This window comes from Streptomyces sp. NBC_00354 (genome assembly GCF_036106915.1).
GTDB lineage: Bacteria > Actinomycetota > Actinomycetes > Streptomycetales > Streptomycetaceae > Streptomyces.
In genome coordinates this window covers 433,754-454,581 of record NZ_CP107983.1, presented here as the reverse complement: position 1 = coordinate 454,581, position 20,828 = coordinate 433,754, and the positions used below count along the sequence as shown (strand labels likewise).

19 protein-coding genes and 3 pseudogenes are annotated in these 20,828 nt (G+C 70.9%); 15 read left to right on the top strand and 7 right to left on the bottom strand.

The features are described from left to right. Positions 1–76: 76 nt before the first annotated feature. On the bottom strand, positions 77–595 hold the full coding sequence (locus OHT74_RS02175; RefSeq protein ID WP_328619097.1) for a GNAT family N-acetyltransferase: 519 nt from the start codon (positions 593–595) through the stop codon (positions 77–79). Here OHT74_RS02175 and OHT74_RS02170 point away from each other — a divergent pair. Continuing rightward, positions 594–1,187 carry a helix-turn-helix domain-containing protein gene (locus OHT74_RS02170; protein ID WP_328619096.1) on the top strand — a complete coding sequence of 198 codons (594 nt, stop codon included), beginning with the start codon at positions 594–596 and terminating at the stop codon, positions 1,185–1,187. The two genes, OHT74_RS02175 and OHT74_RS02170, sit on opposite strands and share 2 nt — an antisense overlap. A gap of 138 nt (positions 1,188–1,325) precedes the next feature. Here the strand turns inward: OHT74_RS02170 and OHT74_RS02165 are convergent, their stop codons facing one another. After that, entirely contained in the window at positions 1,326–1,715 is a 390-nt protein-coding gene (locus tag OHT74_RS02165) for a hypothetical protein (protein ID WP_328619095.1), read from the bottom strand. Positions 1,716–1,750: 35 nt separating this feature from the next. On the opposite strand from OHT74_RS02165, the gene OHT74_RS02160 reads away from it, so the two are divergent. The 3 genes from OHT74_RS02160 to OHT74_RS02150 all read left to right on the top strand — a co-directional run bounded on the left by OHT74_RS02160 (position 1,751) and on the right by OHT74_RS02150 (position 4,879). After that, positions 1,751–2,473, top strand: coding sequence for a PP2C family protein-serine/threonine phosphatase (locus OHT74_RS02160; protein ID WP_328619094.1), 723 nt, complete (start codon positions 1,751–1,753; stop codon positions 2,471–2,473). A 201-nt stretch (positions 2,474–2,674) separates the two neighbouring features. Then, positions 2,675–3,505, top strand: a complete 831-nt coding sequence (locus OHT74_RS02155) for a helix-turn-helix domain-containing protein (RefSeq protein ID WP_266999212.1) — start codon at positions 2,675–2,677, stop codon at positions 3,503–3,505. Positions 3,506–3,907: 402 nt separating this feature from the next. After that, a complete protein-coding gene (locus OHT74_RS02150) occupies positions 3,908–4,879 on the top strand; it encodes an RICIN domain-containing protein (protein ID WP_328619093.1) in 972 nt (323 codons plus the stop codon). 122 nt (positions 4,880–5,001) lie between these two features. Here the strand turns inward: OHT74_RS02150 and OHT74_RS02145 are convergent, their stop codons facing one another. Then, entirely contained in the window at positions 5,002–5,580 is a 579-nt protein-coding gene (locus tag OHT74_RS02145; RefSeq protein ID WP_328619092.1) for a CHAP domain-containing protein, read from the bottom strand. Positions 5,581–5,817: 237 nt separating this feature from the next. Between OHT74_RS02145 and OHT74_RS02140 the strand changes: the two genes are divergently transcribed. Then, the gene (locus tag OHT74_RS02140; protein ID WP_266660027.1) at positions 5,818–6,198 is read left to right on the top strand and encodes a VOC family protein; all 381 of its coding nucleotides are present in this window, start codon (positions 5,818–5,820) and stop codon (positions 6,196–6,198) included. Between the two features lie 35 nt (positions 6,199–6,233). Here OHT74_RS02140 and OHT74_RS02135 read toward each other — a convergent pair. Together OHT74_RS02135 and OHT74_RS02130 are read right to left on the bottom strand one after the other, a co-directional pair. After that, positions 6,234–6,688: pseudogene (locus tag OHT74_RS02135) on the bottom strand (maleylpyruvate isomerase N-terminal domain-containing protein); the annotation flags it as partial. 77 nt (positions 6,689–6,765) lie between these two features. Further along, positions 6,766–7,974: an MFS transporter gene (locus tag OHT74_RS02130; RefSeq protein ID WP_266660025.1), complete on the bottom strand. Its 1,209-nt coding sequence runs from the start codon at positions 7,972–7,974 to the stop codon at positions 6,766–6,768. A 340-nt stretch (positions 7,975–8,314) separates the two neighbouring features. Between OHT74_RS02130 and OHT74_RS02125 the strand changes: the two genes are divergently transcribed. Both OHT74_RS02125 and OHT74_RS02120 read left to right on the top strand, forming a co-directional pair. Next, positions 8,315–9,457, top strand: coding sequence for a serine hydrolase domain-containing protein (locus OHT74_RS02125; RefSeq protein ID WP_328619091.1), 1,143 nt, complete (start codon positions 8,315–8,317; stop codon positions 9,455–9,457). A 181-nt stretch (positions 9,458–9,638) separates the two neighbouring features. Then, positions 9,639–10,958, top strand: a complete 1,320-nt coding sequence (locus OHT74_RS02120; RefSeq protein WP_443047248.1) for an NAD(P)/FAD-dependent oxidoreductase — start codon at positions 9,639–9,641, stop codon at positions 10,956–10,958. A gap of 182 nt (positions 10,959–11,140) precedes the next feature. Here OHT74_RS02120 and OHT74_RS02115 read toward each other — a convergent pair whose 3' ends face one another. After that, a complete protein-coding gene (locus tag OHT74_RS02115; RefSeq protein WP_328619089.1) occupies positions 11,141–11,983 on the bottom strand; it encodes a class I SAM-dependent methyltransferase in 843 nt (280 codons plus the stop codon). 452 nt (positions 11,984–12,435) lie between these two features. On the opposite strand from OHT74_RS02115, the gene OHT74_RS02110 reads away from it, so the two are divergent. The 8 genes and pseudogenes from OHT74_RS02110 to OHT74_RS02085 all read left to right on the top strand — a co-directional run bounded on the left by OHT74_RS02110 (position 12,436) and on the right by OHT74_RS02085 (position 19,062). Then, positions 12,436–13,104, top strand: coding sequence for a HEAT repeat domain-containing protein (locus OHT74_RS02110; protein WP_328619088.1), 669 nt, complete (start codon positions 12,436–12,438; stop codon positions 13,102–13,104). 3 nt (positions 13,105–13,107) lie between these two features. Beyond that, positions 13,108–14,112 (top strand): HEAT repeat domain-containing protein, encoded by a 1,005-nt coding sequence (locus tag OHT74_RS02105; protein WP_328619087.1) that lies wholly within the window; start codon positions 13,108–13,110, stop codon positions 14,110–14,112. A 244-nt stretch (positions 14,113–14,356) separates the two neighbouring features. Continuing rightward, the gene (locus tag OHT74_RS02100; RefSeq protein WP_328619086.1) at positions 14,357–15,745 is read left to right on the top strand and encodes a hypothetical protein; all 1,389 of its coding nucleotides are present in this window, start codon (positions 14,357–14,359) and stop codon (positions 15,743–15,745) included. A 25-nt stretch (positions 15,746–15,770) separates the two neighbouring features. Then, positions 15,771–15,995, top strand: coding sequence for a hypothetical protein (locus OHT74_RS02095; protein ID WP_266660011.1), 225 nt, complete (start codon positions 15,771–15,773; stop codon positions 15,993–15,995). Positions 15,996–16,311: 316 nt separating this feature from the next. Further along, a pseudogene (locus OHT74_RS42065) lies at positions 16,312–16,569 on the top strand (hypothetical protein); the annotation flags it as partial. A gap of 6 nt (positions 16,570–16,575) precedes the next feature. Continuing rightward, positions 16,576–16,896 (top strand): annotated as a pseudogene (locus tag OHT74_RS42060) (hypothetical protein); the annotation flags it as partial. Further along, positions 16,870–17,556 (top strand): hypothetical protein, encoded by a 687-nt coding sequence (locus tag OHT74_RS02090; protein ID WP_443047683.1) that lies wholly within the window; start codon positions 16,870–16,872, stop codon positions 17,554–17,556. The pseudogene OHT74_RS42060 and the gene OHT74_RS02090, both read left to right, overlap by 27 nt. 222 nt (positions 17,557–17,778) lie before the next feature. Continuing rightward, entirely contained in the window at positions 17,779–19,062 is a 1,284-nt protein-coding gene (locus OHT74_RS02085; protein WP_328619085.1) for an NAD(P)/FAD-dependent oxidoreductase, read from the top strand. Here the strand turns inward: OHT74_RS02085 and OHT74_RS02080 are convergent. Beyond that, positions 19,057–20,826, bottom strand: coding sequence for a thiopeptide-type bacteriocin biosynthesis protein (locus OHT74_RS02080; protein ID WP_328619084.1), 1,770 nt, complete (start codon positions 20,824–20,826; stop codon positions 19,057–19,059). The genes OHT74_RS02085 and OHT74_RS02080 overlap by 6 nt on opposite strands. Positions 20,827–20,828 lie beyond the last annotated feature (2 nt).

The window sequence follows — 20,828 nt, the reverse complement described above, 5'->3', positions numbered from 1 at the left end:
GCGGACCCCTACGGCAACGTCATCGTCGCGGCGCAACTGCCCGTCCCCTGACGGTGTCCACCCTTTCGCCGGCTGCTCAGGTCAGGGGCAGCTGCATGAGGGTCAGGTCGAGCCATCGGCCGAACTTGGTGCCGACCTCCGGCACCGTGCCGGCATGGCGGAACCCGAACCTTTCGTGCAGCCGGATGGATGCGGTGTTCTCGGCTTCGATGCCGGCGACCACGACGTGGTGGCCGGCATCGCGCGCCGAGGCGATGAGGACGGCCAGCAGCGCGGATCCGATGCCGAGCCCGTGCATGCCCTCGCGGACGTAGACCGAGTCCTCCACGGTGTGGCGGTACCCGTCCTTCTCCCGCCACGGACCGTAGACCGCGAAGCCGGCCGTCTCGCCCTCCACCTCGGCCACGAACGCCGAGCCGCGCGCCAGGTGGGCGGCGAGCCAGGCCGCCCCCTCGGCCGGGGACTGCAGGGCGTCCGTCCACAGGGCCGTCGAATGCTCGATCGCGTGGTTGCGGATCGCGCGGACGGCCTCCGCGTCGCCGGGGAGTGCCCGGCGTACCGTCACGGCTCGACGCCTCTCGTATATTGGATTCATGTCCAACATAGTAGATCCCCTGGTGGCCCGGATCGCAGCCCGCGTCCGCACCGAACGGGAACGCCGCCGCTGGACCCTGGCCCGGCTCGCGGACGCCTCGGGCGTCTCCCAGGCCATGATCAGCCGGATCGAGCGTGGCGAGAGCAGCCCCACCGCCGTGGTCCTGGGCAAGCTGTCCGCCGCCTTCCAGCTCAGCATCGCCTCCTTGCTCGCCCTCGCCGAAGGAGCGCAGGACGACGACGCGGCACGAACCGCCGGAGTGCACCGCGAGGCCGACGCGGCCGAGTGGCGCGACCCCGCCACCGGCTACCGGCGCCGCCAGATCACCGGCCCGCAGTTCCCCGCGGAGATCGCCGAGATCCACCTGCCCCCGGGAGCCCGCGTACCCTATCCGGCCGCAGCCTTCGCCTTCGTACGACAGGTCGTCTGGGTCCTCGACGGCCACCTGACCTTCCACGACGGGGACACGGTCCACGAACTCGACGGGGGCGACACCATCGAACTCGGCGAGCCCATCCCGCGCGTCTTCGCCAACACCACCGACACTGAGTGCCGCTACGCCGTCATCCTCGCCCGCGGCACACGGCCATGACCCGCCCCTTCCCCGAGGTGCCACGTTTCTGCTCGCCGCCGTAGCCGGAACGGCGATCGCGAAGCCATTCGGAACGAGCCGGTGCTCCGGGTGCCGGGCCGGGGCCGCGCTGCGTGGCCCCGGCCCGGCGGGCTGCCGCTATTCCGGCTGCGTCACCGTCAGCGACCAGCGAGTGGTCTGCGCCGACGCGTCGACGCCGATCGTGAAGCTGCCCGGGCGCACGACGCCCGCGTCCATGCGGACCGAGCCGACTCCGGCGCTGCCGACCGGGCACTCCACGTCGAACGCGGCCACGGTCCCCACCCCGTTCGATTCCATCGTCACCCGCACGTTGCCGCCTCCCTCGCAGGCCACCGTGAGGATGGTCGGCAGGCTCTCCCAGGCACCGCCCGAGGCGACGCCGCCGTCGCCCCGGAACTCCTCCACCCACACCAGCCCTTCGGGCCCGGGGTGCGGGAGCATCCCCCCGTCCGCCGCGGACGCGGGCAGGGCGCCCCCCAGGCCGACCGCCCCGAGCGCCGCCAGCATCGTGCGTCCACGCCAACTCGGTCGCCGAGGCCCTGATGCGGGCCCTGCTTCGCCCGGTGCCGCACCAGGTCGGGCACGTGCTGGCGGCCAGCCTGTACCGGCCGAGCGAGGCCGGGACCATGGTGGGCGGCGACCTCTTCGACATCCGCGCCACCCGGGCCGGGGAGCGTGCCATCGTCGGCGACGTACGCGGCAAGGGTCTCCCGGCGGTCCGTACGGTCGCGGCGATCCTCGGCAGCTTCCGTGAGGCCGCGTACGAGGCGGAGGACCTGCCGGCCGTCGCCGCCCGGCTGGAGCGGCGGCTGGCCCGGGAGGCCGAGGAGATCCCGGACGAGGAGCTGTTCGCCACTGCCGTGCTCATCGAGTACGACAGCCTGGCGCACCGGGTGACGGTGACCAACCACGGGCACGTGGAGCCGGTGCTGATCTCCTGCGGCGAGGTGCGCATGCTGGAAGGCCCGCCGGCACTGCCGCTCGGCCTGGGCGGCCTGGCTGCGGCGGACGGGCCGGTGGCGTGGAGCCACCGGCTCACCCGCGGCGACGTATTGCTACTGGTCACGGACGGGCTGGTGGAGGCCCGCGACACCAGCGGCGTCTTCTATCCGCTCGTGGACCGGCTCCGCCACCGTTTCGAGGGCCGAGCGGCTCCCGGACCCGCCGACGTCGTCAACTTCCTGAACACTGACCTTCCCCGGCATACCCGCAACCTTCACGACGACATCGCGATGCTCGCGATCGCCCCGCACAGCCACACCTGAGCGGTTCACGTCGGAGTCGAAGCCGGCTCGGGAGCCCGCCCGTACGCTCTGGGATGCTGGGTGCTTGATCAGGGAGTGGTGCAGGGCCGAGGCGTACCCACCCGTCAGGGGGCTCGGCCGGCGCCGGGCGCTCGTCGCCACTGGAGGGGGAAGGACGTGCAGGTGGCCGGAAGCGCAGTCACAGCCGGTCGGGGAGTCGCGATGACCCGGGTGGGCGGCCGGTGGCGGGTGACCCGCCCGTGGCCTGCACAGTTGCGCCCGTTCGTGCACAGCTACGCCGGCTACTGGGAGGCAGCGGGCGCCGTACCCTATCGGGTGCGGTTGGTTCCCACGGGTCGGGCGGTCGTGGTGATCAGCCTGGGGGAGCCGTTCACCCAGGTCCATCGGCTGGGGGACTCGAGTCCGGACAGCCAGGTGACCGGCTCGCTGGTTGCGGGGCTGGAGGACGGGCCCCGGGTGTGTGACCACCCGGGTGGCCAGGAGGCGATCCGGCTCGAGTTGACCCCACTGGGCGCCTACCGGCTGTTCGCCATGCCGATGAGCGAGTTGACCAACCGGGTGATCGGGCTCTGCGACGTCCTTGGCCCCGAGGCCGGAGTGCTGGCGGAGCAACTGGCAGCCACCGGCGACTGGGGAGCCCGGTTCGACCTGCTCGACGTCGCGTTGGCGGCCCGCATCGAACGTGGCCCGCATCCCGCGCCCGAGGTGAGCCATGCCTGGCGACTGCTGTCCCACGCCGGCGGGGCGATCCAGATCGGCCGGATCGCGGCCGAAGTGGGCTGGAGCCAGGGCTACCTGGTCCGCCGCTTCACCGAACAGATAGGCCTGACGCCCAAGATGTCCGCCCGAGTGCTGCGCTTCCACCGGGCCGTGAGGCTGCTCTCTCGCGAGGGCGCGCATCTCACCGAAGTGACGGCCGCCTGCGGCTTCTACGACCAGGCCCACCTCAACCGCGAGTTCCGCGCCCTGGCCGAGACCACCCCCGGCCAGGTGGCTGCCGCCCGAGTGACGGAGGGAGCCCTCGCCCTGTGAGGGCGAGGTCAAATTTGTCCAAGCCAGGCCGGCTGCACGCCGATAGTGTCCCCGTTCGTAGTTGATCAGGCACCTGAGCACTTGGTGAACCTGGCCCAGAAGGGGGAGTACTCCATGGAAGATTTTTTGCGCATCCTCGTGTCCGGCGCGCTCACAGGCGGCTTGATCGGTTTGGCGGGAGCCCTCGGCCGACGCCGCCGCAGGCGTCGGGAGGGCGGTGGAGGCGACGGCCACTGACGGCCGGCGGGCGGGCGTCGTACATGCGTCCACGTAGGGGACACCGCCGGTGTACGGGGGTCACCGGCGGGTGGAACGACACCGCGGCGCGAAGACTCCAGGCTTTCGTCCGGTCGGCCGAGGAACCCGTTGCCTGCCGTCGTCCTGTGCACTACTCCTGGTCGGATGGATGAGATCGAGTTACAGCCTGCCGACATACGCAGCGTCGAAGCGTTCACAGCCGCGTTGCGGGGGCTCAAGGCCCGGTCCGGCCTGACCCTGCGGCAGCTGGAGAGCCGGGCGGTGGCGCGGGGCGACATCCTGCCGCGAAGCACCGTCGCCGACCTCCTGCGCAAGCGCACCTTGCCCCGCCGCGAGACGGTTGCCGCGTTCGTCCGCGCCTGCGGTGAAGAGGACAAGTCGGCGCAGTGGCTGGGGGCCTGGGAGCGCCTGGCGAGCGGGGACGCTCTTGCGGACGCCGGTGGCGGCCGCGACACCGAGGAACAGTCGCCGCCAACGGGAACAACCGGACACCGGAGGCGGCCCGTGACCGTGGTGGCCGCCGTGACGCTGGTGGGAGCTCTCGCGGCCGGTGTTCTGCTGAGCTTCGATCTCATGACCTCGGGCTCACGCATGACGGGTGCCCCGGCCAACCGCCGTCCTGCGCTCCTCGCCGTCGTCTCCGCCGGGAGCTGGGCCCGCATCCGCCCCGCGCAGACACCGGAGTTGTGCCTCACGGCGGGGAAGGAACGCTCCGGGCGGTACCGGTCCGAGGTAGCGGTCCAGCGCCCCTGCGCAGACCCCGGCCCGCGCTCGTTCTTGCAGCCCAACGGCGACGACCTGGCCAACATCAAGTGGGAGCATCCGACGAGCAAGGGAATGGGCTGTCTGACCATCCTCGACAGCGGCCCCGCCAAAGGCCTGGTGGAGCCGCAGGGCAACTGCCTCGCAGACAAGGATGCACAGTTCTTCCGGATCGAGCGCTTCAGCAATACGGCGGAGGGCTACCGCCTTCGGCGCGCACACACCGAGCTCTGCCTGGGAATCCTTGACGGCGAGACGACCGCCGGGGCCGAGGCGGTCCAACAACCCTGCGGCGACCAACCCGCCCAGCGCTTCCTCGTCGACCTGCTTCCTCAGGCGGCCGTCCCGAGCTGACGGCAGGTCCGCGACCCCGGCTGCCGCCTGCCGCCTGCCGGCTCAAGGTACGCGGATCCGCGGGCCCGGTGTGAGCAGGCGACCCGCCGCCCCGGGGAGGGCGGCGGGCCACCTGCGTGAGGTCAGCCGGCCACCGGGGTGACGTATCCGCTGATCCACTGAGTGTCGTTGACCCGGGTACCGACCTTGTACGAGGTCCAGGTGTGGGAGCTCACACTGCCGGGTCGGCCCTGATTTCCGCCCACCACGGTGATCCTTGAGCCGGATATGGCCACCACGATGGCCACGTGGTCGTCTCCGACGTCCGAGGTGTGCTGGTTGTAGAGGATCGCGTCGCCGACCTTCGGGGTCGAGTGCATCGGACCGTAGCCGGTGAAGCTGGAGGCGAGGTCGCCGAGCCTGCTCATCCTGCCGCCCACGTTGTTCTTCCACCACACCCAGCCGACGAAGTCGGCGCACCAGGGGTGCGCTTCGGTGTGGTCGGGGCCGCAGCTGCCGGTCTGGGCGGTGCCCCGGCCCCAGTAGCTGCCCTTGTTGTTCAGGCCGCACGGGCCCGCACCGATCTGTCCCTTGGCGGTGGTGGCGATGTTCGCTCCCAACGAGGCCGGCTGGGCGTTGGCGGTGCCGGTGGCGGCCAACGCGGTACCGGCGAGGAGGGTGATCACGGCGCCCCTGGCCGCGAGTGAAGTGAACTTGCGCATGGCTGACTCCATCGGTCGAGAGCCGTGGTTCGCACGGCTGTTCGCTGGGATGGCAGAACTCTCGACGGGGCGGCGCGGCGCGGCCAAGCGAACCCGCTGTCCGGGACTGTCCGGACCTGTCCGGCCCGCTGTCCGTGCAGCTCAGCGAGTGCTGTTTGCCGTCTGGGATCAGCTCGGAGGCGAGCGCCGCTCGGTGCGCTAGGCGGTCTCGCGGGTTGGCTACGTACACTGACGGGCATGGCATGCCGCATCAGCGAGTTGGTCATCGACGCCGCCGACCCTGAGCGGCTCGCCGCGTTCTGGAGCAAGGTCCTCGGCTACGTCGAACTCGGCCGGGAGGACGACGGAAGCATCGAGATCGGGCCGCCCGACGCCGGTTTCGGCGGCCCGCAGCCCACCCTTGTCCTCAGCCCCAGCAGCGACCCGCGGCCCGGGAAGCTCCGACTGCACATCGACGTCAGCGCCACCGACCGTGACCAGGACGCCGAGCTGGAGCGGCTGCTCGCTCTCGGCGCCAGGCCCGCCGACGTCGGTCAGACCGGTACCGAGAGCTGGCACGTCCTGGCCGACCCGGAAGGCAACGAATTCTGCCTCCTGCGCACGCGGCTCCAGCCCTGACGGCGCGGGCGGGCGAGGTGGCGCATCGCCAGGTACTACTCCTCCGGCTCCCAGGCGCGGAGCAGGTCGATCAGACCTGCGTCTCCGTCGTTCTGCAGGGAGTCCGCCGGGATGCGGTCGTACATGAAGAGGACCAGCTCACTGGCCGTGCCGCGGACGGAGGTGCCGGCCGCGTCCGGGTCCTCGTCGGCAGCGGGCGTCGTGCCGGGTGCGGGGAGACGGGTGAAGCGGGCGCCGTCGCCGTCGACCGTGAGGCGCCAGGAGTGGCCCTCGGTCGCGTGGAAGCGGCACCGCAGGTCTGCGGTGACTGCGACGCACCCCACCACGTCCGGCAACCGCGATCCGGGCCGGCCTCCCGCAGTGCGTCCAGCAGCTCCTGCGTCGATGCGGCCAACCAGGCCTGCAGGGCCTCGCGCTCCCGAGGTACTGCCGGGACGCCTTCCGGTGCGGACTTGGCCGCGGAGGCAGTCCATGCGGCGATGGTGGCGGCCCTGACTGTCTATCACCGTGCTGCGCCCGACGGACAGTGATTTCCGCAGCTGACGCGGCGGGCGCGCGGCGAACGGGTCATGGCCGGACCGCCTGCCCGGACGGCCGGCCCGGTCGCCAACGGGCGACCAGGAACGCCGCTACGGCCGCGGCGGCGCCGATGTACAGGAACGCCGGGTAACCGAGCGAGTGCACGGCCTGCCCCCCGACGGCGCCCGCCAGGGACAGGCCGACGAACAGCGCGCTGTTGTTCCACGACAGAATGCCGGTCGCCCGGTCGGGAAACATGTCCACCAGGTGGCGCTGCTGGGCGGGGAAGAACGCATACCCCGCCAGCGCGAAGAGTCCGAGACCACAGGCCAGGCCCCAGGTGACCGGATAGACGAGGGCCACGACGGCCTCCAGTACGGCCGTCAGGGCCAATGCCGCCCTGGTGACGCGTACGGCGCCGGCCCGGTCGGCGAACCGGCCGCCCACCTGCCCGCCGATGACGGCTCCGACCCCGTAGACAACGAGCAGCCACGTCACCTCGGTCGCCCTGCCGTCGGCGTGCAGCGCAACGGCCAGGAAGGTGTAGAGGCTGTAGACGGAGAAGGCCCACAGGGTGGTGACCGCGACGCCGGACATCGCGATGCCCGTACCGGTCCGCCCGTCTGCCTCCACCGGCTCCTTCGGTGTGCCGCTCGCCGAACCTGGCCCGTTACGCCAGGCGAACGCATTGGGCAGGGCCAGCAGGAACGTGCCGGCGGCGAGGATGACGAAGGTGGCCTCCCATCCCACGTGCTGGCTCAGCAGCGACCCCGCCGGGGCGCCCACCCACAGGGCAGTCAGCAGACCCGATCCCACGACGGCCAGCACCTGGGCCCGTGCCTGGGGCCGCGCTCGGGTGCTGACCAGGGAGTACACGGTGGGGCCGGTGGCCGCGGCTGCGACGCCGGCCACCACGCGGGTCACCAGCAGCAGGCCGAAGTTCGGCGCCAGGGCGGTACCGATGTTGGCCACCGAGAACAGCAGCAGGGCCCACACCAGGATCGTGGCGCGGTCCTTTCGGTCGGAGAGCCAGCCGGCGAAGGGCGAAGCCACCACGTAAGCGATGGAGAAGACCGTGATCACCAGACCGGTACTGGCAGGCGACACATCGAGTGACGCGGCGATGGCGGGAAGGAGCGGCGCCACCACGAAGAGGTCGGTCCCCACCAGAAACTGCGTCAGCCACGCCAGGACAACGAGTCTGGCCCCGAGGCCGGCCGTTGTCTCGGTAGCCCGGTCGCCACTCGTCGACTCCATGAACTGAAGTTAGACGCGTGACCACCCAGCCACCACCCGACGCTGTTCCGACCCCCCGTCCGGTGTCGCGCGACCACCCGGCCTTACCAGTCGTACGACTTCCAGCCCGCAGCCGGAGCCTCCCGTTGAGCGGCCACGTGGTCGGGACGGCTGGTCCATGCCGGGGAGGCTTGCGATCGGTGTCGGTCAGTCCATGGTCGCGACAGGGGTTGACCTTGACCTTGGGGCAGGGTGCACGCTCGTCGCATGGCCGCCTCGACGACGCAACGGGAGCCGCCAGGACCACCGTTGCACTCTCGAGCCGTGCCGAACACCTACCGTCGCGAGCTGAGGAACGACCATGGATGAGTCCCTCCACACCACCACGAACACCGCTACCGGGCCGGATCGCCCGGAGCTGCAGAACGCCATCCAGGAGATCGTCGATTCCGGCTTCGCCGGGGTGCAGCTGCGCGTCCACGATGAGCGGGGCCAGTGGGTCGGCAACGCCGGGGTGCGCAAGCTGGGCGAGACGGCCAAGCCGCTGGCCAACGGGCACTTCCGCGTCGGCAGCATCACCAAGACCTTCACCGCGACCCTGGTGCTGCAACTGGTGGCCGAGGGCAAGGTCGGGCTGGACACCCCGGCGGACGACTACCTGACCGAGTTCGGGCTGGACCGACAGATCACGGTGCGGATGCTGCTCCAGCACACCAGCGGTCTGTTCAGCTTCACCGGCGAGATCTACGACGACGGGACGGTCGTGCCCGGTGGAGTCCCCGGGATGGGCAAGGAGTGGATGGACAACCAGTTCCGCACCTACCAGCCGGAGGAGCTGGTGCGGATGGCGTTGTCCAAGCCCGCGCGGTTCGAGCCGGGGACGGACTGGAGCTACTCCAACACCAACTACGTGCTGGCCAGGCTGCTGATCGAGAAGGCCACCGGCCGCTCCTACGCCGAGGAGATGCAGCGGCTGATCCTGGGTCCGCTGGGCCTGACCGGCACGGTGGTGCCGGACGCCTCGCCGGAGATCCCCGAGCCGCACGCCCACGGCTACTACACGTACGAGGACGCCGGCCAGTGGAAGGTGGCCGACACCACCCGGTTCAACCCCTCCTGGATCTCCGCCGCCGGTGACATGATCTCGACCAGCCAGGACCTCCACACCTTCTTCTCCGCGCTGATGAGCGGGAAGCTCCTGCCGGCCCCACTGCTGGCCGAGATGCGCAGGCCGCACCCCAAGATGGGTTACGGACTGGGGGTGTTCGTGGAGGAGGCGGAAGACGGTGGCACCATCCTCCAGCACAACGGCGGCTTCTGGGGCTGGGCGGCGCTGATGTACAGCACACCCGAGGGCAGCAGGACCCTGACCGGCTCGCTGACCATGGGGGACGCCGAGCTCGACTTGGCCGCCATAGCCGGGGTGTTCGAGAACGTGAAGCAGAAGCTCGTGCAGGAGGTGTTCTGCGGCGGGCAGACCGAGCCGGCTCAGCCGACGGGCTGAGCACCTCGGATCCGCGCCCTGCTTTCGTGCCCCGTCCCCCGCACCGCGACGAACGACGACCCGGTTCCCGCTCGGAGATCACCAAGCAGTAGGCTCGTGCCGCAACACGACGCGAAGGGGAGCTTCAGTGGCGCGGGTTGCGGTGATCGGTGGGGGTATCAGCGGGCTGGGGACGGCGCTCATGCTGGGCCGACGGGGCCACACGGTCACGTTGTTCGAGCAGGACGCGCGACAGGCCGGAGAGGACCTGAACCGGGACTTCTTCCACTGGGACAGGCCCCGAATACCGCAGGCCGTCCAACCCCACTCGCTCCTCGCGCCCGTGCGCACCGTGTTGCGCACCGAGACCCCTGATGTCTACGCGGACCTGCTGGCACGCGGAGCCCGGGAGTACCACGAGTTCGACTGGTTCGGTGAGCATCCGCCGCGTCGGGCCGGCGATGAGGACCTGGTGACCCTGCGCACCCGCCGCATCGTGCTGGAGGCCGCCTTGACCGCGGCCGTGCGGCGGGAACGCACCGTTGATGTGCGACGAGGCTGCCGCGTGCGAGCCCTCACCGTCGAGGAGGGCCGCCCTGCCCGGGTCACCGGCGTGCAGGTGGGCGCGGACATGCACGAGGCGGACCTCGTCGTCGATGCGGCCGGCCGTCGCTCGCCGGTGCCCGCATGGCTGGTCGCGGCCGGCTGCCGTCCGCCCGTGGTCGACAGCCACCGCACCGGGATCGCCTATCTGTGCCGCTGGTACCGCTTGCGTGCCGACGGCCCGCGTAACCCCGGGCGGGTGAAACCCGGCTCGGCCGCACCGTTCGCGTTCGCCGGCGTCTTCCCTTCCGACAACGACACCTTCGCGGTCAACCTGGTGCTCTCCACGGGTGATCCGACCCGCGGCGCGCTCACCGACCCGGCTGTGTTCGAGGCCGCAGCCCGCCGCTTCCCCGCCACGGCCGCCTGGCTCGACCTGGCTCCCGAACCGCTGTCAGCGGTCCTGCCGATGGCCGGCCTGGACAACCGATGGACCGCCCTCGCCGACGACGACGGACCTGTCGTCACCGGCCTGGTCAACGCCGGGGACAGCCTCATCCACACCAACCCCACCTCGGGCCACGGAGTGTCCCTCGGCCTGCGCGTCGCCCAGCACATCGCCACCCATGTCGACCAGATCGCCGCAGACCCCATCGGCTACCACACCTGGACGGTGCAGGCCCTCCGCCCTTGGTTCGACGCACAGGTGACGGCCGACCGCGCCACCGAGCAACGCCTCGCCGAGAGCTCAACACCGTCAGATCGACGGGCTGCGGCACTGGGCGCCTGCGCCTTTGACGACCCCGTCGTCATGAGAGCTCGAGCGCAGGTACGCCATCTCGTGCGACCGGCCGACGAGGCCTACGGCACGGACGAAGTCGACCGACACGTCACCGCCTGGCTGGCTGCCCACCCGGACTTCTCGCCCGAGCACGACGGCCCGACCCGAGACCAGTGGGATGCACTCATCCCAGGCTGAGCGCAGGCCCGGCACCTCACCCGGGCTGGACGCCGGGGACCGGGAAGAAGACCTGAAACGAGACAGGGCGGACTGCGCCGTCGTGACCGGACCCGGCAAGGTGGCCACGGCCGTACCGGGTGACACCTGTGGGGAACCTGATTCAGACCGCCCGGATGCACCGGCATACGGCCCGGTGGGCCTCAGGCAGGTGCATCGCCGCTTCGGCGCGCCGTGACCAGGAGGTACTCCCACTCCATCACCCCGTCCCGGAGCGCGCCGCCCGCCAGTTCGTCGAGGGCCCGGTCCAGGGCAGCGGTCTTCTCCGGGTCGTCGGCGATGTTCCGGTAGACCGCGATCGTCGGTCCGTAGGTGGCCTTGAAGAACTGGCGGAAGCTCTCGGGCTTCTCGAAGAGGTCCACGCGGATGGTCTGCCGACGCGCCTCGACCCCGGTGACGCGGTCGCCGAGGAGCGTACGGACGTGCTCCTCCCGCCCCCACAGGGGCGGCGGCTGCGCCCCGGGGGGCGGAGGCGGCGCGTACGGCTTCATGGTGGCGAACATCTGCCCGATGAACCCCTCCGGGGTCCAGTTGATCAGCCCGATCGTGCCGCCCGGCCGGCAGACCCGCACCAGTTCGTCGGCGCATTCCTGGTGGTGCGGGGCGAACATGACCCCGACGCAGGACATGACCGTGTCGAACGCCCCGTAGGCGTAGGGCAGCGCCTCGGCGTCGGCCTCCTGCCAGCGCAGCTCGGCGCCGCGCGCCGCGGCCTCCCGCCGCCCTACGTCCAGAAGCTCGGGCGTCAGGTCGGACGCGATCACGTTGCCGCCGGCCAGCGCGGCCGGAATGGCGGCGTTCCCCGATCCGGCGGCGATGTCGAGCACCCGGTCGCCGTGTTTCACCCCGCAGGCCTCCACCAGTACGGGTCCGAGCGCCGAGACGACCCGTGTGGCGACGGCCGGGTAGTCGCCGAGCGCCCACATCGTCCGGTGCTTCGCCTTGAGCGCACGGTCCGCCTCGCGCGCGTCCGCCGAATCGGTCATGCCGTCCGCCTCCATCACCTGACGCTGTGTCACGACCTTTCTAGCAGAGGAATCCGACCTGGCCCGGCCGACGGGCGCCGGACGGGTGAGGAGCGCCCGGGAAGGCGGTACGGACCAAGGAGGGCGAGAGCCGGTCCGGCTGCGCCGGAGGGCGCTGCGGCGACCCAGGGTGTGCAGTGCGACGGCGGGGACGATCTTTGGGGGGACCAGTGGGCCGCAGCAGCATGCCGGTGGAGAACGGGGGCGACATCGACCTCTGCCTGTTCGCCGAACCGCTCTGTGACGACTGCTGGATGAAGCCGGGGGAGTCGCTGACGATCCGTTCCGAGGCGGATCGGCTGACGCCGGCCGGCCTGCAGAAACGCCCGCCGCGTGGCACTCGGCCTCGGCATGGCCGTTCTTGACCTTGACACGATGACAAGGTCTTCACTGCGGTCAAGGAGGTGGTTCCGATGACCACGGTGGAACAGGACACGAACACGGCGCGAGCCCTCCAGGGGCTGGAAGACAGCCGCTCGTCGGTGCGACTGCGGGCAGCCCTTGCGATCGGCTCGATCCCGGAAGCGCGGTCCGTCGAGAAGCTCATCGAGCGGTGCGCGATCGAGCCCGAGTTCTACGTACGCGAGATGCTTACGTGGGCGCTCACCCGTCACACGGCATCCATGACGGTCCCACGGCTCGTCGTTGAGCTCCGTTCCGAGCGGGCGCAGGCACGAAGCCAGGCATTGCACACGTTGTCCAAGATCGGGGACCGGCAGGCGTGGCCGGCGATCACACGGGCGCTCCTGTCCGACGGGGACGAGGAGGTGGCGCGGAGTGCCTGGCGGGCAGCGGCTGTGCTCGTGCCCGAGGGTGAGCAGTCCGAGCTGGCCGGAGCGCTGGCGGCACAGCTGGGGCGAGGCGGGCGTGAGACGCAGTTGAGCCTCAGCCGGGCGATGATCGCCCTCGGTGATGCCGTTCTGCCGGTCCTGCATGCTGCGATGAGGGATCTCGACCCTCGCGTCCGTCACCATGCGGTCGCCACGGAACGGCTGCTGCGCGACCCGGATGCCGGATTCGAGTCCGCGATCGAGGAGGCGAAGCGCGTTGCGGCCCTGCAGGACCAGCCAGGAGGAGCGTAGGCAGTGTTGATCGGTGATGTGGCAAGGCGGTCCGGGGTCAGCGCCCGCATGCTCAGGCACTACGACTCGCTCGGCCTGGTGCGGCCGACGGGACGTACCGTGTCCGGGTATCGGGAGTACTCCGGCGAGGACATCCGGCGGATCTTCCACGTGGAGAGCCTGCGGTCATTGGGTCTGTCGCTGCGTGAAGTCGCGCGCGCCCTGGACGACCGCGGCTTCAGGCCCTCGGAACTCGTCGACGACCTGATCCGCCAGACGCAGGAACGCATCGCCGTCGAGACGGCGCTGCTCACGCGACTGCGCCGGATCGATGCTGCGGAGCCGGCCGACTGGGAGGACGTTCTCCAGATCGTTGCACTCCTGCATGCGCTGGGCTCGGAAAGCGCCGGGAAACGCCAGCGCGCGGCGTTGTCCTCGGTCGAAGAGGTGCCCGTGCCAGTGGAAGCGCTTGTCGAGGCAGTGCTGAGCGAGACGGATCTGAACGTTGCCGGAGCCCTTCGGTGGGCTGTGGCGCAATCAGGCGACGGCGCATTGGAACTGTTGGCGCAGGGCCTGGCCTCACCGGTGGCCGAGGTACGGGAACGGGCCGTCCAGTCCATCGCCGAATTTCCGGACGAGCAGGCGATCGCCCTGCTGCACGGCTCCCTCGCGAGCTCCGACACCGCGGTCCGCAGGCGTGCAGCTCTGGCGCTCGGAGCGCGTGGAGTGGCCGACGCGGTGCCGACGCTCATCGACATGATCGTCGAGGGGACGAACGACGTCGATGCAGCCGATGCACTGAGTGCGTTGGCGGGCCGTCCCGCGTTGGCCGAGCAGATCGCCACAGCGCTCGTCGGCCGCCTCCCGCACGGCCCCCTTGCATCGGCCACACGTCGACGGCTGACGCAGGCACTCGCGGACATCCCGGGAATCACGGCCTCGCGTGCCCTCACGGATCTGTCGCATGACGAGGATCCTGCCGTTGCGCTCACCGCGGCGTACATCCTCACGCTGCGCAACGCACGTTGACGGATGTTCCGGATGGTGCTCGGATGCCGGCGGTCTGGCGCGGTGACCGGCTGGTGCAGGCGTCGATCGCGTACTCGATTGACCGTTCGGCCGAGCAGGGTGATGCCCCGTGCTCCATCCGGGCTGTCCGTCCGCCCGTACGGATCACTCCGGGAAGCCGCCGGCGGTTGCGCGTGGTCGGCTGGGCTCGGCCGGCCGCAGTCCCCTGACGGCCGGCAGTGCACAGCAGAAGGAGGAGTCCCCGATGTCTCGTCGGCATGTCCCGGCCGTCCTCGGCCTCGTGGCGGGCACGCTGGTGGCGTTCCCCGCCCCGGCTGCTCACGCCGCCACGGTCCAGGTTCGCTGCTCGGTCCCGGGCCTCGTCGCGGCGATCAATGCGGCGAACAGCTCACCGGGACCGGACACGCTCCAGCTGGCGCACAAGTGCACGTACAAGCTGACATCTCCTGACCCCGTGAGCCCCGGCAACGGGCTGCCGGTGATCACCAGTGAGATCACCATCGACGGGCGCGGGGCCACGATCAGGCGGGACGAGCGCGGGAACAAGGTGCCGAAGTTCCGGATCCTCTTCGTCGGTCCGACGGGAAACCTCACGCTCACGCGCACGACGATCAGCGGCGGCTTCGCCATGGACTGCCCGGCCTTCCCCGACCCCCCGGGCCTGGCCTGCGGCGGCGGCATCTCCAACGCCGGAACGATGAGGGTGAGCCGCAGCAGGTTCACCGGCAACACGTCCCAGTCCGAGCTGTACGCACAGGGCGGCGCCATCGACAACCCCGGCACCGGCAGCGTGAGCGAGACCGAGGTGACCGGGAACCGTGTGATCTACAGCGGGAGCGCTGTCGGCGGCATCGCCTCGGGCGCCGCCATCGCGAACGACGGACCGCTCACGGTCACCGGCTCCCGGCTCACCGGGAACACCGCGACCGTCACGCCGGACACCCAGAGCATTGCCTTCGGGGCCGGCATCATCAGCTTCGCCGAGACCACCATCGAGAACACGGTCATCAGCAGGAACCGCTCCTCCGCCCCAGGTGGAATCGCGCGTGCCACCGTCTCCAACGGCATTCCGGAGCCCGGCAGACTGACCGTGACCGGCGGCGCCATCAGCGACAACACATCGGACGCTCCGCATGGTGTCGCCCAGGGCGGCGGCATCGCGAACAACGCACTGATGACCGTGAGCAGGGTGAAGATCAGCGGCAACCGGGTAGTCGCCAAAGACGGCACTGCGCGCGGTGCCGGCATCCGCCTGGGCCCCTTCGGCACACTCCAGCTGACCGACAGTCACATCACGGGTAACACTGCCGACGCACCCAACGGTACGGCTCAGGGCGGGGGGCTCGACAACCCCGACGGCGGCACCCTGACAGCCAGGCGCAACAAAGTCCTCCGCAACACGGTCACCGCGAAGAACGGCACCTCTCAGGGCGGCGGCCTCTACCACGGCGGGGGAACCACGGGGCTGGGCACCACCACGCTGGAGGAGAACATCATCACCCACAACCGGGCGGGCGACGGTGGCGGCATCTTCAAGGCGTCCGGCATTCTCACGCTGAACGGCGATGTCATCCGCGAAAATCAGCCGAACAACTGCAGCCCGGCCGGCTCGGTCCCAGGCTGCTCCGGCTGACGGCCCCCGGAGGCAGTCCAGCCTGTTGGGCAGCTGGCTCGAGGACCAGCCGTTCCCCGGTCACCACACCCTGGGCAGCCCGGCCCTGGCCGTCTTCCGTGACGCGCTCCACCTCGCCTACGCCGACGCCGTCCAGCGGATCACGGTCACCGCCAGCCGGGGCGGCCGGGCACGCTTAAGGGCAGATCAACTGAACCTTAAGGGTGCCTGTGGTCTCCTCGCCCTGCGTCGGTCCAGCCGGTCGGTGTGAGCGCCGCACATATATCGACCCCGTCGACATGGGGGTTGTGACCTGCTTCTTTGGCGTAGTCCATGATCCATGAGCCCGGCGGTATGCCCCCACGCAGCGCCCCGAAACCTCCTCACCGCTCGATTTATCAGGCAGCGACAGGAATGAACTCGCCTGGGACCTCGCCCCGTATGCAGGACGTGGGGTGGGACAGCGTCCATCGGATCGAGGAGTGCCAATGTCCAGAAAACGGACTATGAGTCTCAAGAAGAAGCTCGTGCTCTCTGTCGTCGCGGGAACCCTCGCGACCGGAGGGATCGTCGTCACGATGGCGACCGGCAATGCCGCCGTCCCCGACGTCGTGTGTCCGGGCTCGACGGTGACGTTGTCGGGTGAGGGGGGTGCGCCGGCGGCGAGCAGTGGGACGTTCCCGGTGGGGACGAAGCTGAAGGTGACCAATCTGGACAACGGCAAGGCGACGACGGTGACGGTGAACGGTCCGTCCGGCAGTTGTGTCTTGCTGAACAATGCGGCGTTCGACACGGTGAGGGAGCCGGGCAAGAACCTGATCCGGCGCGCGCGTATCGAGCGGGTGGCTGGTGGCGATGCCGCAGCGGCGGGTGCGGCGGGTGCGGCGGGTGCGTCCGGCGCGGCGGGTGTGCAAGTGCCGCCGGCCAGCGGGGAGGTGGTGTGTCCGGGCTCGACCGTGACGTTGTCGGGTGAGGGGGGTGCGCCGGCGGCGAGCAGTGGGACGTTTCCGGTGGGGACGAAGCTGAAGGTGACCAATCTGGACAACGGCAAGGCGACGACGGTGACGGTGAACGGTCCGTCCGGCAGTTGTGTCCTGCTGAACAATGCGGCGTTCGACACGGTGAGGGAGCCGGGCAAGAACCTGATCCGGCGCGCGCGTATCGAGCGGGTGGCTGGTGGCGATGCCGCAGCGACGGGTGCGGCGGGTGCGGCGGGTGCGGCGGGTGCGGCGGGTGTGCAAGTACCGCCGGCCAGCGGGGAGGTGGTGTGTCCGGGGTCGACGGTGACGTTGTCGGGTGAGGGGGGTGCGCCGGCGGCGAGCAGTGGGACGTTCCCGGTGGGGACGAAGCTGAAGGTGACCAATCTGGACAACGGCAAGGCGACGACGGTGACGGTGAACGGTCCGTCCGGCAGTTGTGTCTTGCTGAACAATGCGGCGTTCGACACGGTGAGGGAGCCGGGCAAGAACCTGATCCGGCGCGCGCGTATCGAGCGGGTGGCTGGTGGCGATGCCGCAGCGACGGGTGCGGCGGGTGCGGCGGGTGCGGCGGGTGCGGCGGGTGTGCAAGTACCGCCGGCCAGCGGGGAGGTGGTGTGTCCGGGGTCGACGGTGACGTTGTCGGGTGAGGGGGGTGCGCCGGCGGCGAGCAGTGGGACGTTCCCGGTGGGGACGAAGCTGAAGGTGACCAATCTGGACAACGGCAAGGCGACGACGGTGACGGTGAACGGTCCGTCCGGCAGTTGTGTCTTGCTGAACAATGCGGCGTTCGACACGGTGAGGGAGCCGGGCAAGAACCTGATCCGGCGCGCACGCATCGAACGCGTGAGCTGAGCGACCGGAGCCGATTCGAGGCCACCGAGCCACGGCGGGGGCACGGGGCACCCCGTCCCCGCCGTGCTTCGGTTCCCTCCGAGCTGCGTCCCGGGCTGGGCTTGTAGGCGAGCCAACCCCCGTGCCCACGTCGAGAACTCTACAATTCGTCATGTGCCTGACAGCAGCGGCACCGCACCACTCCGACGAACGGCACCACACCTCGAAGGGGGCGATCAGCGCATGACCAAGCCTGAGAGCGCGGGACACGACTACGACGTCGTCATCAGCGGAGCCAGCCTGGCCGGCAGCGCCGCGGCGATCCTGCTGGCTCGACGCGGTGTCCGCGTCGCGCTGCTGGAGCGCCGCTCGGACCCTGAGGCGTACAAGGTGCTGTGCACGCACTCCATCACGGCCAACGCTTACCCGGTGCTGGACGAACTCGGGCTCGTGCCCGCCCTGGAGAAGGCGGGAGCCGTCCGCAACGAGGCCCGCTGGTATACCCGTTGGGGGTGGATCGAGCCGAGGGCCGCGCCGGCGGGCCCCGAGCTGCCGTACGCGTACAACATCCGTCGCAGCACCCTCGACCCGTTGATCAGGTCCCGTGCGGCGGAGACCCCTGGCGTCGATCTGCTCCTCGGTCACCATGTGACCGGGCTGGTCCGGGAAGCCGGGCGAACGGTGGGGGTGCGCGCGTCGACACCAGAGGGCGAGCGTGAGATACGGGCCCGCCTGGTGGTCGGCGCCGATGGCAAGGACTCGGCCGTGGCGAAGTTCGCCGGGGTCCCTGCCACGCAGTACGAGAACGCGCGGTTCGGCTACCTCGCGCACTTCCGCAACCTTCCGCTGCACGGCGGTATCGGTCAAACCTGGTTCCTCGACCCCGACATGGCGTACGCGTTCCCGAACGACGACGGGGTGACGGTCCTCGCGGTGCTCCCGCACAAGAAGCGGCTGCCGGCCTTCCGGGAAGACCTGGAGGGCAGCTTCCTCGAGTTCGTCCGAGGGCTCCCCGAGGCGCCGCCCATCGACTCCGCCGAGCGCATCACGAAGATCATCGGCACGGTCAACTACCCGCTTCACAGCCGCAAGCCGACCGCACCGGGCGTCGCGCTCATCGGCGACGCCGCCCTGACCGGCGATCCCCTGTGGGGGGTGGGATGCGGGTGGGCTCTGCAGTCCGCGCAATGGCTGGCAGAGGCGGTCGCCTCGGCCGCAACCGGTCGGGGCGACCTCGACAGGCCGCTCGCGGCGTACGCACGCACACACCGGCGCCGGCTGAGCGGACACCAGCGCCTGGCTGCCGACTTCGCCACGGCCCGCCCGTTCAATCCGGTGGAGCGCCTGGTGTTCTCGGCGGCAGCGCGCGATGAATCGGTGGCGCGACACATGCACCTGTTCGGATCCCGCCTGATCGGTCCGCTGCGCTTCCTGAACCCCTTGGCGCTGGCCAAGGCTTCGGCCGTCAACATCAAGCACCGCGCGGCGGCTGCGCCGCCCACGCACCCGTCACACACAGGGTCATGACCGGCCGGCCTCCAGGCGCCCGAGCGGCAGCAGGTACTGGATCGGCTCGTCGAGATCGTCCAGGCCCAGCAGCTCGTGCGCCAGGTCGTCGTGCAGGCCACCCAGCGGAATCGTGGCCAGCCCGAACGCGCCGGCCGTGAGCTGGAGGGTCTGGGCCAGGTGCCCGGCCTCCAGCAGGCCCAGCCGCAGCGCCCGCAGCCCGTAGCGGCGGCGCAGCAGCCCGAGGTCCAGGTGGACCGCCAGCACGGCCGGTGCCTCGTCGATCCCGACGGAGTCCGGGTCCTCGGCCGGGCGCGAGAGGTACGAGGACAACGCCTTGAGCCCGTCGAGGTCCGGCGCAGGTCCGAGGGCGGCCAGCGACCGCCGGTCGGGCATGCAGTGGTAGGTGCCGGGGGCCAGTCCCGCCACGGAGAGGGCCAGAAGCCGTACCCGGACGCTGTAGAGGGCGCCCGCGCTCGGGTACGGGCGGTGGTGCACGGTGCGCTCCGTGCCGTCGGCCAGAGCCTGCCGGGTCACATGGCTCGGCGCGTGCGCGTGCCACAGCACACCGCCCAGCTCCTCCGCGGTGAGCGGCCCCCGCAGCGTCCCGCGCGCCGAGCTGCGGCTGCGCAGCGCCTCGGCGAGGGACAGCTCCGGCAACGAGGCCGCGGGGAGTGCCCGTTCGGCCTCGGGCCGGTACTCGGACGGTACGCCGGGCCGCGGGATGCTCCGTACCGCGGTGTCCTGTGCCCGACCGATCTGGAACTTGCTCTGTTCCAAGTACTGGTAGTCGGCCGCGCGCGGGCCGGCACCGAAGAAGCCGTCCTCGTCCCCCGTCTCCAGCAGGGCGCGGCCCGCGAGCCGGCAGACGGCCCGCTCCTCATCGGGGGTGACCCCCAACCGGTTGAACAGCATGTGGAGCTGTGAGGCCCAGACCCACAGCCGGCGGTGCGTCCGCACCGGCGCGTCCGGCCGGTCCGCGCCGGGTGCGGCGGTACGCAACCGGGCGTCGGCCGCTCGTACCTGCCGGGTCCACTCCGCGAGCCGGGGATCGGCGGAGCCGGCGTCCAGCCCGGCGCGCAGTGCCCGGGCCCGCCGCCCCAGGTTCGTACGCTGGGCCGCGAACACCGTGTTGACCCGGGTGTGGACGGCGGCTCCGGGCAGCGGCCGCACCTCGGCGGCCCAGCGCCAGGAGGCGGCGTGCCGACGCAGCCAGCCCGCCGAGGCCAGTTCGTCCAGGCCCAGGGCGTACGCCGTGGCATGGGCGAGGTCCAGGGCGAGCTGCAGCCGGTCGGCCCGCCCGGGCACGGCGCGCAGGGCGTCGACGGCCGCGCGCGTCGAGTGCACGAACACCTCCTCGGCCACCGGGAGCGCGGCCGGGCCGCCGTAGCGCTCGGTCTCGGGCTCGTACGGCACCGCGCGCACCTCCCCGTGCCGGCCGGTCCAGGGGCCGGTGACGGGGGTGGTGCCGCCGGCCAGCAGGGACAGTTCCGCGGCGAGTTCGGCCGCGTCGTCGGGGGATGCCGCGCTGCGGAACCTGATCCGGAGGTGGGGTCCGCCCTCGTTGTACCGGATGAAGAACCAGGCGCCGCCGTTCGGGCCGTACCGGCCGTCCATCAGCGGGGCGAGCGCCCCGGTGACGAAGGCGTCGGTGTCCGCTCCGTCGGTGTGCAGGGTCAGGTGCAGGCTCTGCCAGCCTCCCACCGGAGCCGGTGCGAGGGCTGCTGTCGTAGCGGCGGGCGCTCCTCCCGCGCTCACAGGAGTCGCGTACGGGCGTTCGGTCATCG

What these genes read in the sequence shown, in the direction of transcription:
- OHT74_RS02100 (WP_328619086.1), top strand. Translation starts at nt 14,357, where the DNA reads ATGTCTCGTCGGCATGTCCCGGCCGTCCTCGGCCTCGTGGCGGGCACG.
- OHT74_RS02115 (WP_328619089.1), bottom strand. Translation starts at nt 11,983, where the DNA reads ATGACCGATTCGGCGGACGCGCGCGAGGCGGACCGTGCGCTCAAGGCG.
- OHT74_RS02125 (WP_328619091.1), top strand. Translation starts at nt 8,315, where the DNA reads ATGGATGAGTCCCTCCACACCACCACGAACACCGCTACCGGGCCGGAT.
- OHT74_RS02140 (WP_266660027.1), top strand. Translation starts at nt 5,818, where the DNA reads ATGGCATGCCGCATCAGCGAGTTGGTCATCGACGCCGCCGACCCTGAG.
- OHT74_RS02080 (WP_328619084.1), bottom strand. Translation starts at nt 20,826, where the DNA reads ATGACCGAACGCCCGTACGCGACTCCTGTGAGCGCGGGAGGAGCGCCC.
- OHT74_RS02150 (WP_328619093.1), top strand. Translation starts at nt 3,908, where the DNA reads ATGGATGAGATCGAGTTACAGCCTGCCGACATACGCAGCGTCGAAGCG.
- OHT74_RS02130 (WP_266660025.1), bottom strand. Translation starts at nt 7,974, where the DNA reads ATGGAGTCGACGAGTGGCGACCGGGCTACCGAGACAACGGCCGGCCTC.
- OHT74_RS02110 (WP_328619088.1), top strand. Translation starts at nt 12,436, where the DNA reads ATGACCACGGTGGAACAGGACACGAACACGGCGCGAGCCCTCCAGGGG.
- OHT74_RS02175 (WP_328619097.1), bottom strand. Translation starts at nt 595, where the DNA reads ATGAATCCAATATACGAGAGGCGTCGAGCCGTGACGGTACGCCGGGCA.
- OHT74_RS02085 (WP_328619085.1), top strand. Translation starts at nt 17,779, where the DNA reads ATGACCAAGCCTGAGAGCGCGGGACACGACTACGACGTCGTCATCAGC.
- OHT74_RS02170 (WP_328619096.1), top strand. Translation starts at nt 594, where the DNA reads ATGTCCAACATAGTAGATCCCCTGGTGGCCCGGATCGCAGCCCGCGTC.
- OHT74_RS02155 (WP_266999212.1), top strand. Translation starts at nt 2,675, where the DNA reads ATGACCCGGGTGGGCGGCCGGTGGCGGGTGACCCGCCCGTGGCCTGCA.
- OHT74_RS02160 (WP_328619094.1), top strand. Translation starts at nt 1,751, where the DNA reads ATGCGGGCCCTGCTTCGCCCGGTGCCGCACCAGGTCGGGCACGTGCTG.
- OHT74_RS02165 (WP_328619095.1), bottom strand. Translation starts at nt 1,715, where the DNA reads ATGCTGGCGGCGCTCGGGGCGGTCGGCCTGGGGGGCGCCCTGCCCGCG.
- OHT74_RS02145 (WP_328619092.1), bottom strand. Translation starts at nt 5,580, where the DNA reads ATGCGCAAGTTCACTTCACTCGCGGCCAGGGGCGCCGTGATCACCCTC.
- OHT74_RS02120 (WP_443047248.1), top strand. Translation starts at nt 9,639, where the DNA reads ATGCTGGGCCGACGGGGCCACACGGTCACGTTGTTCGAGCAGGACGCG.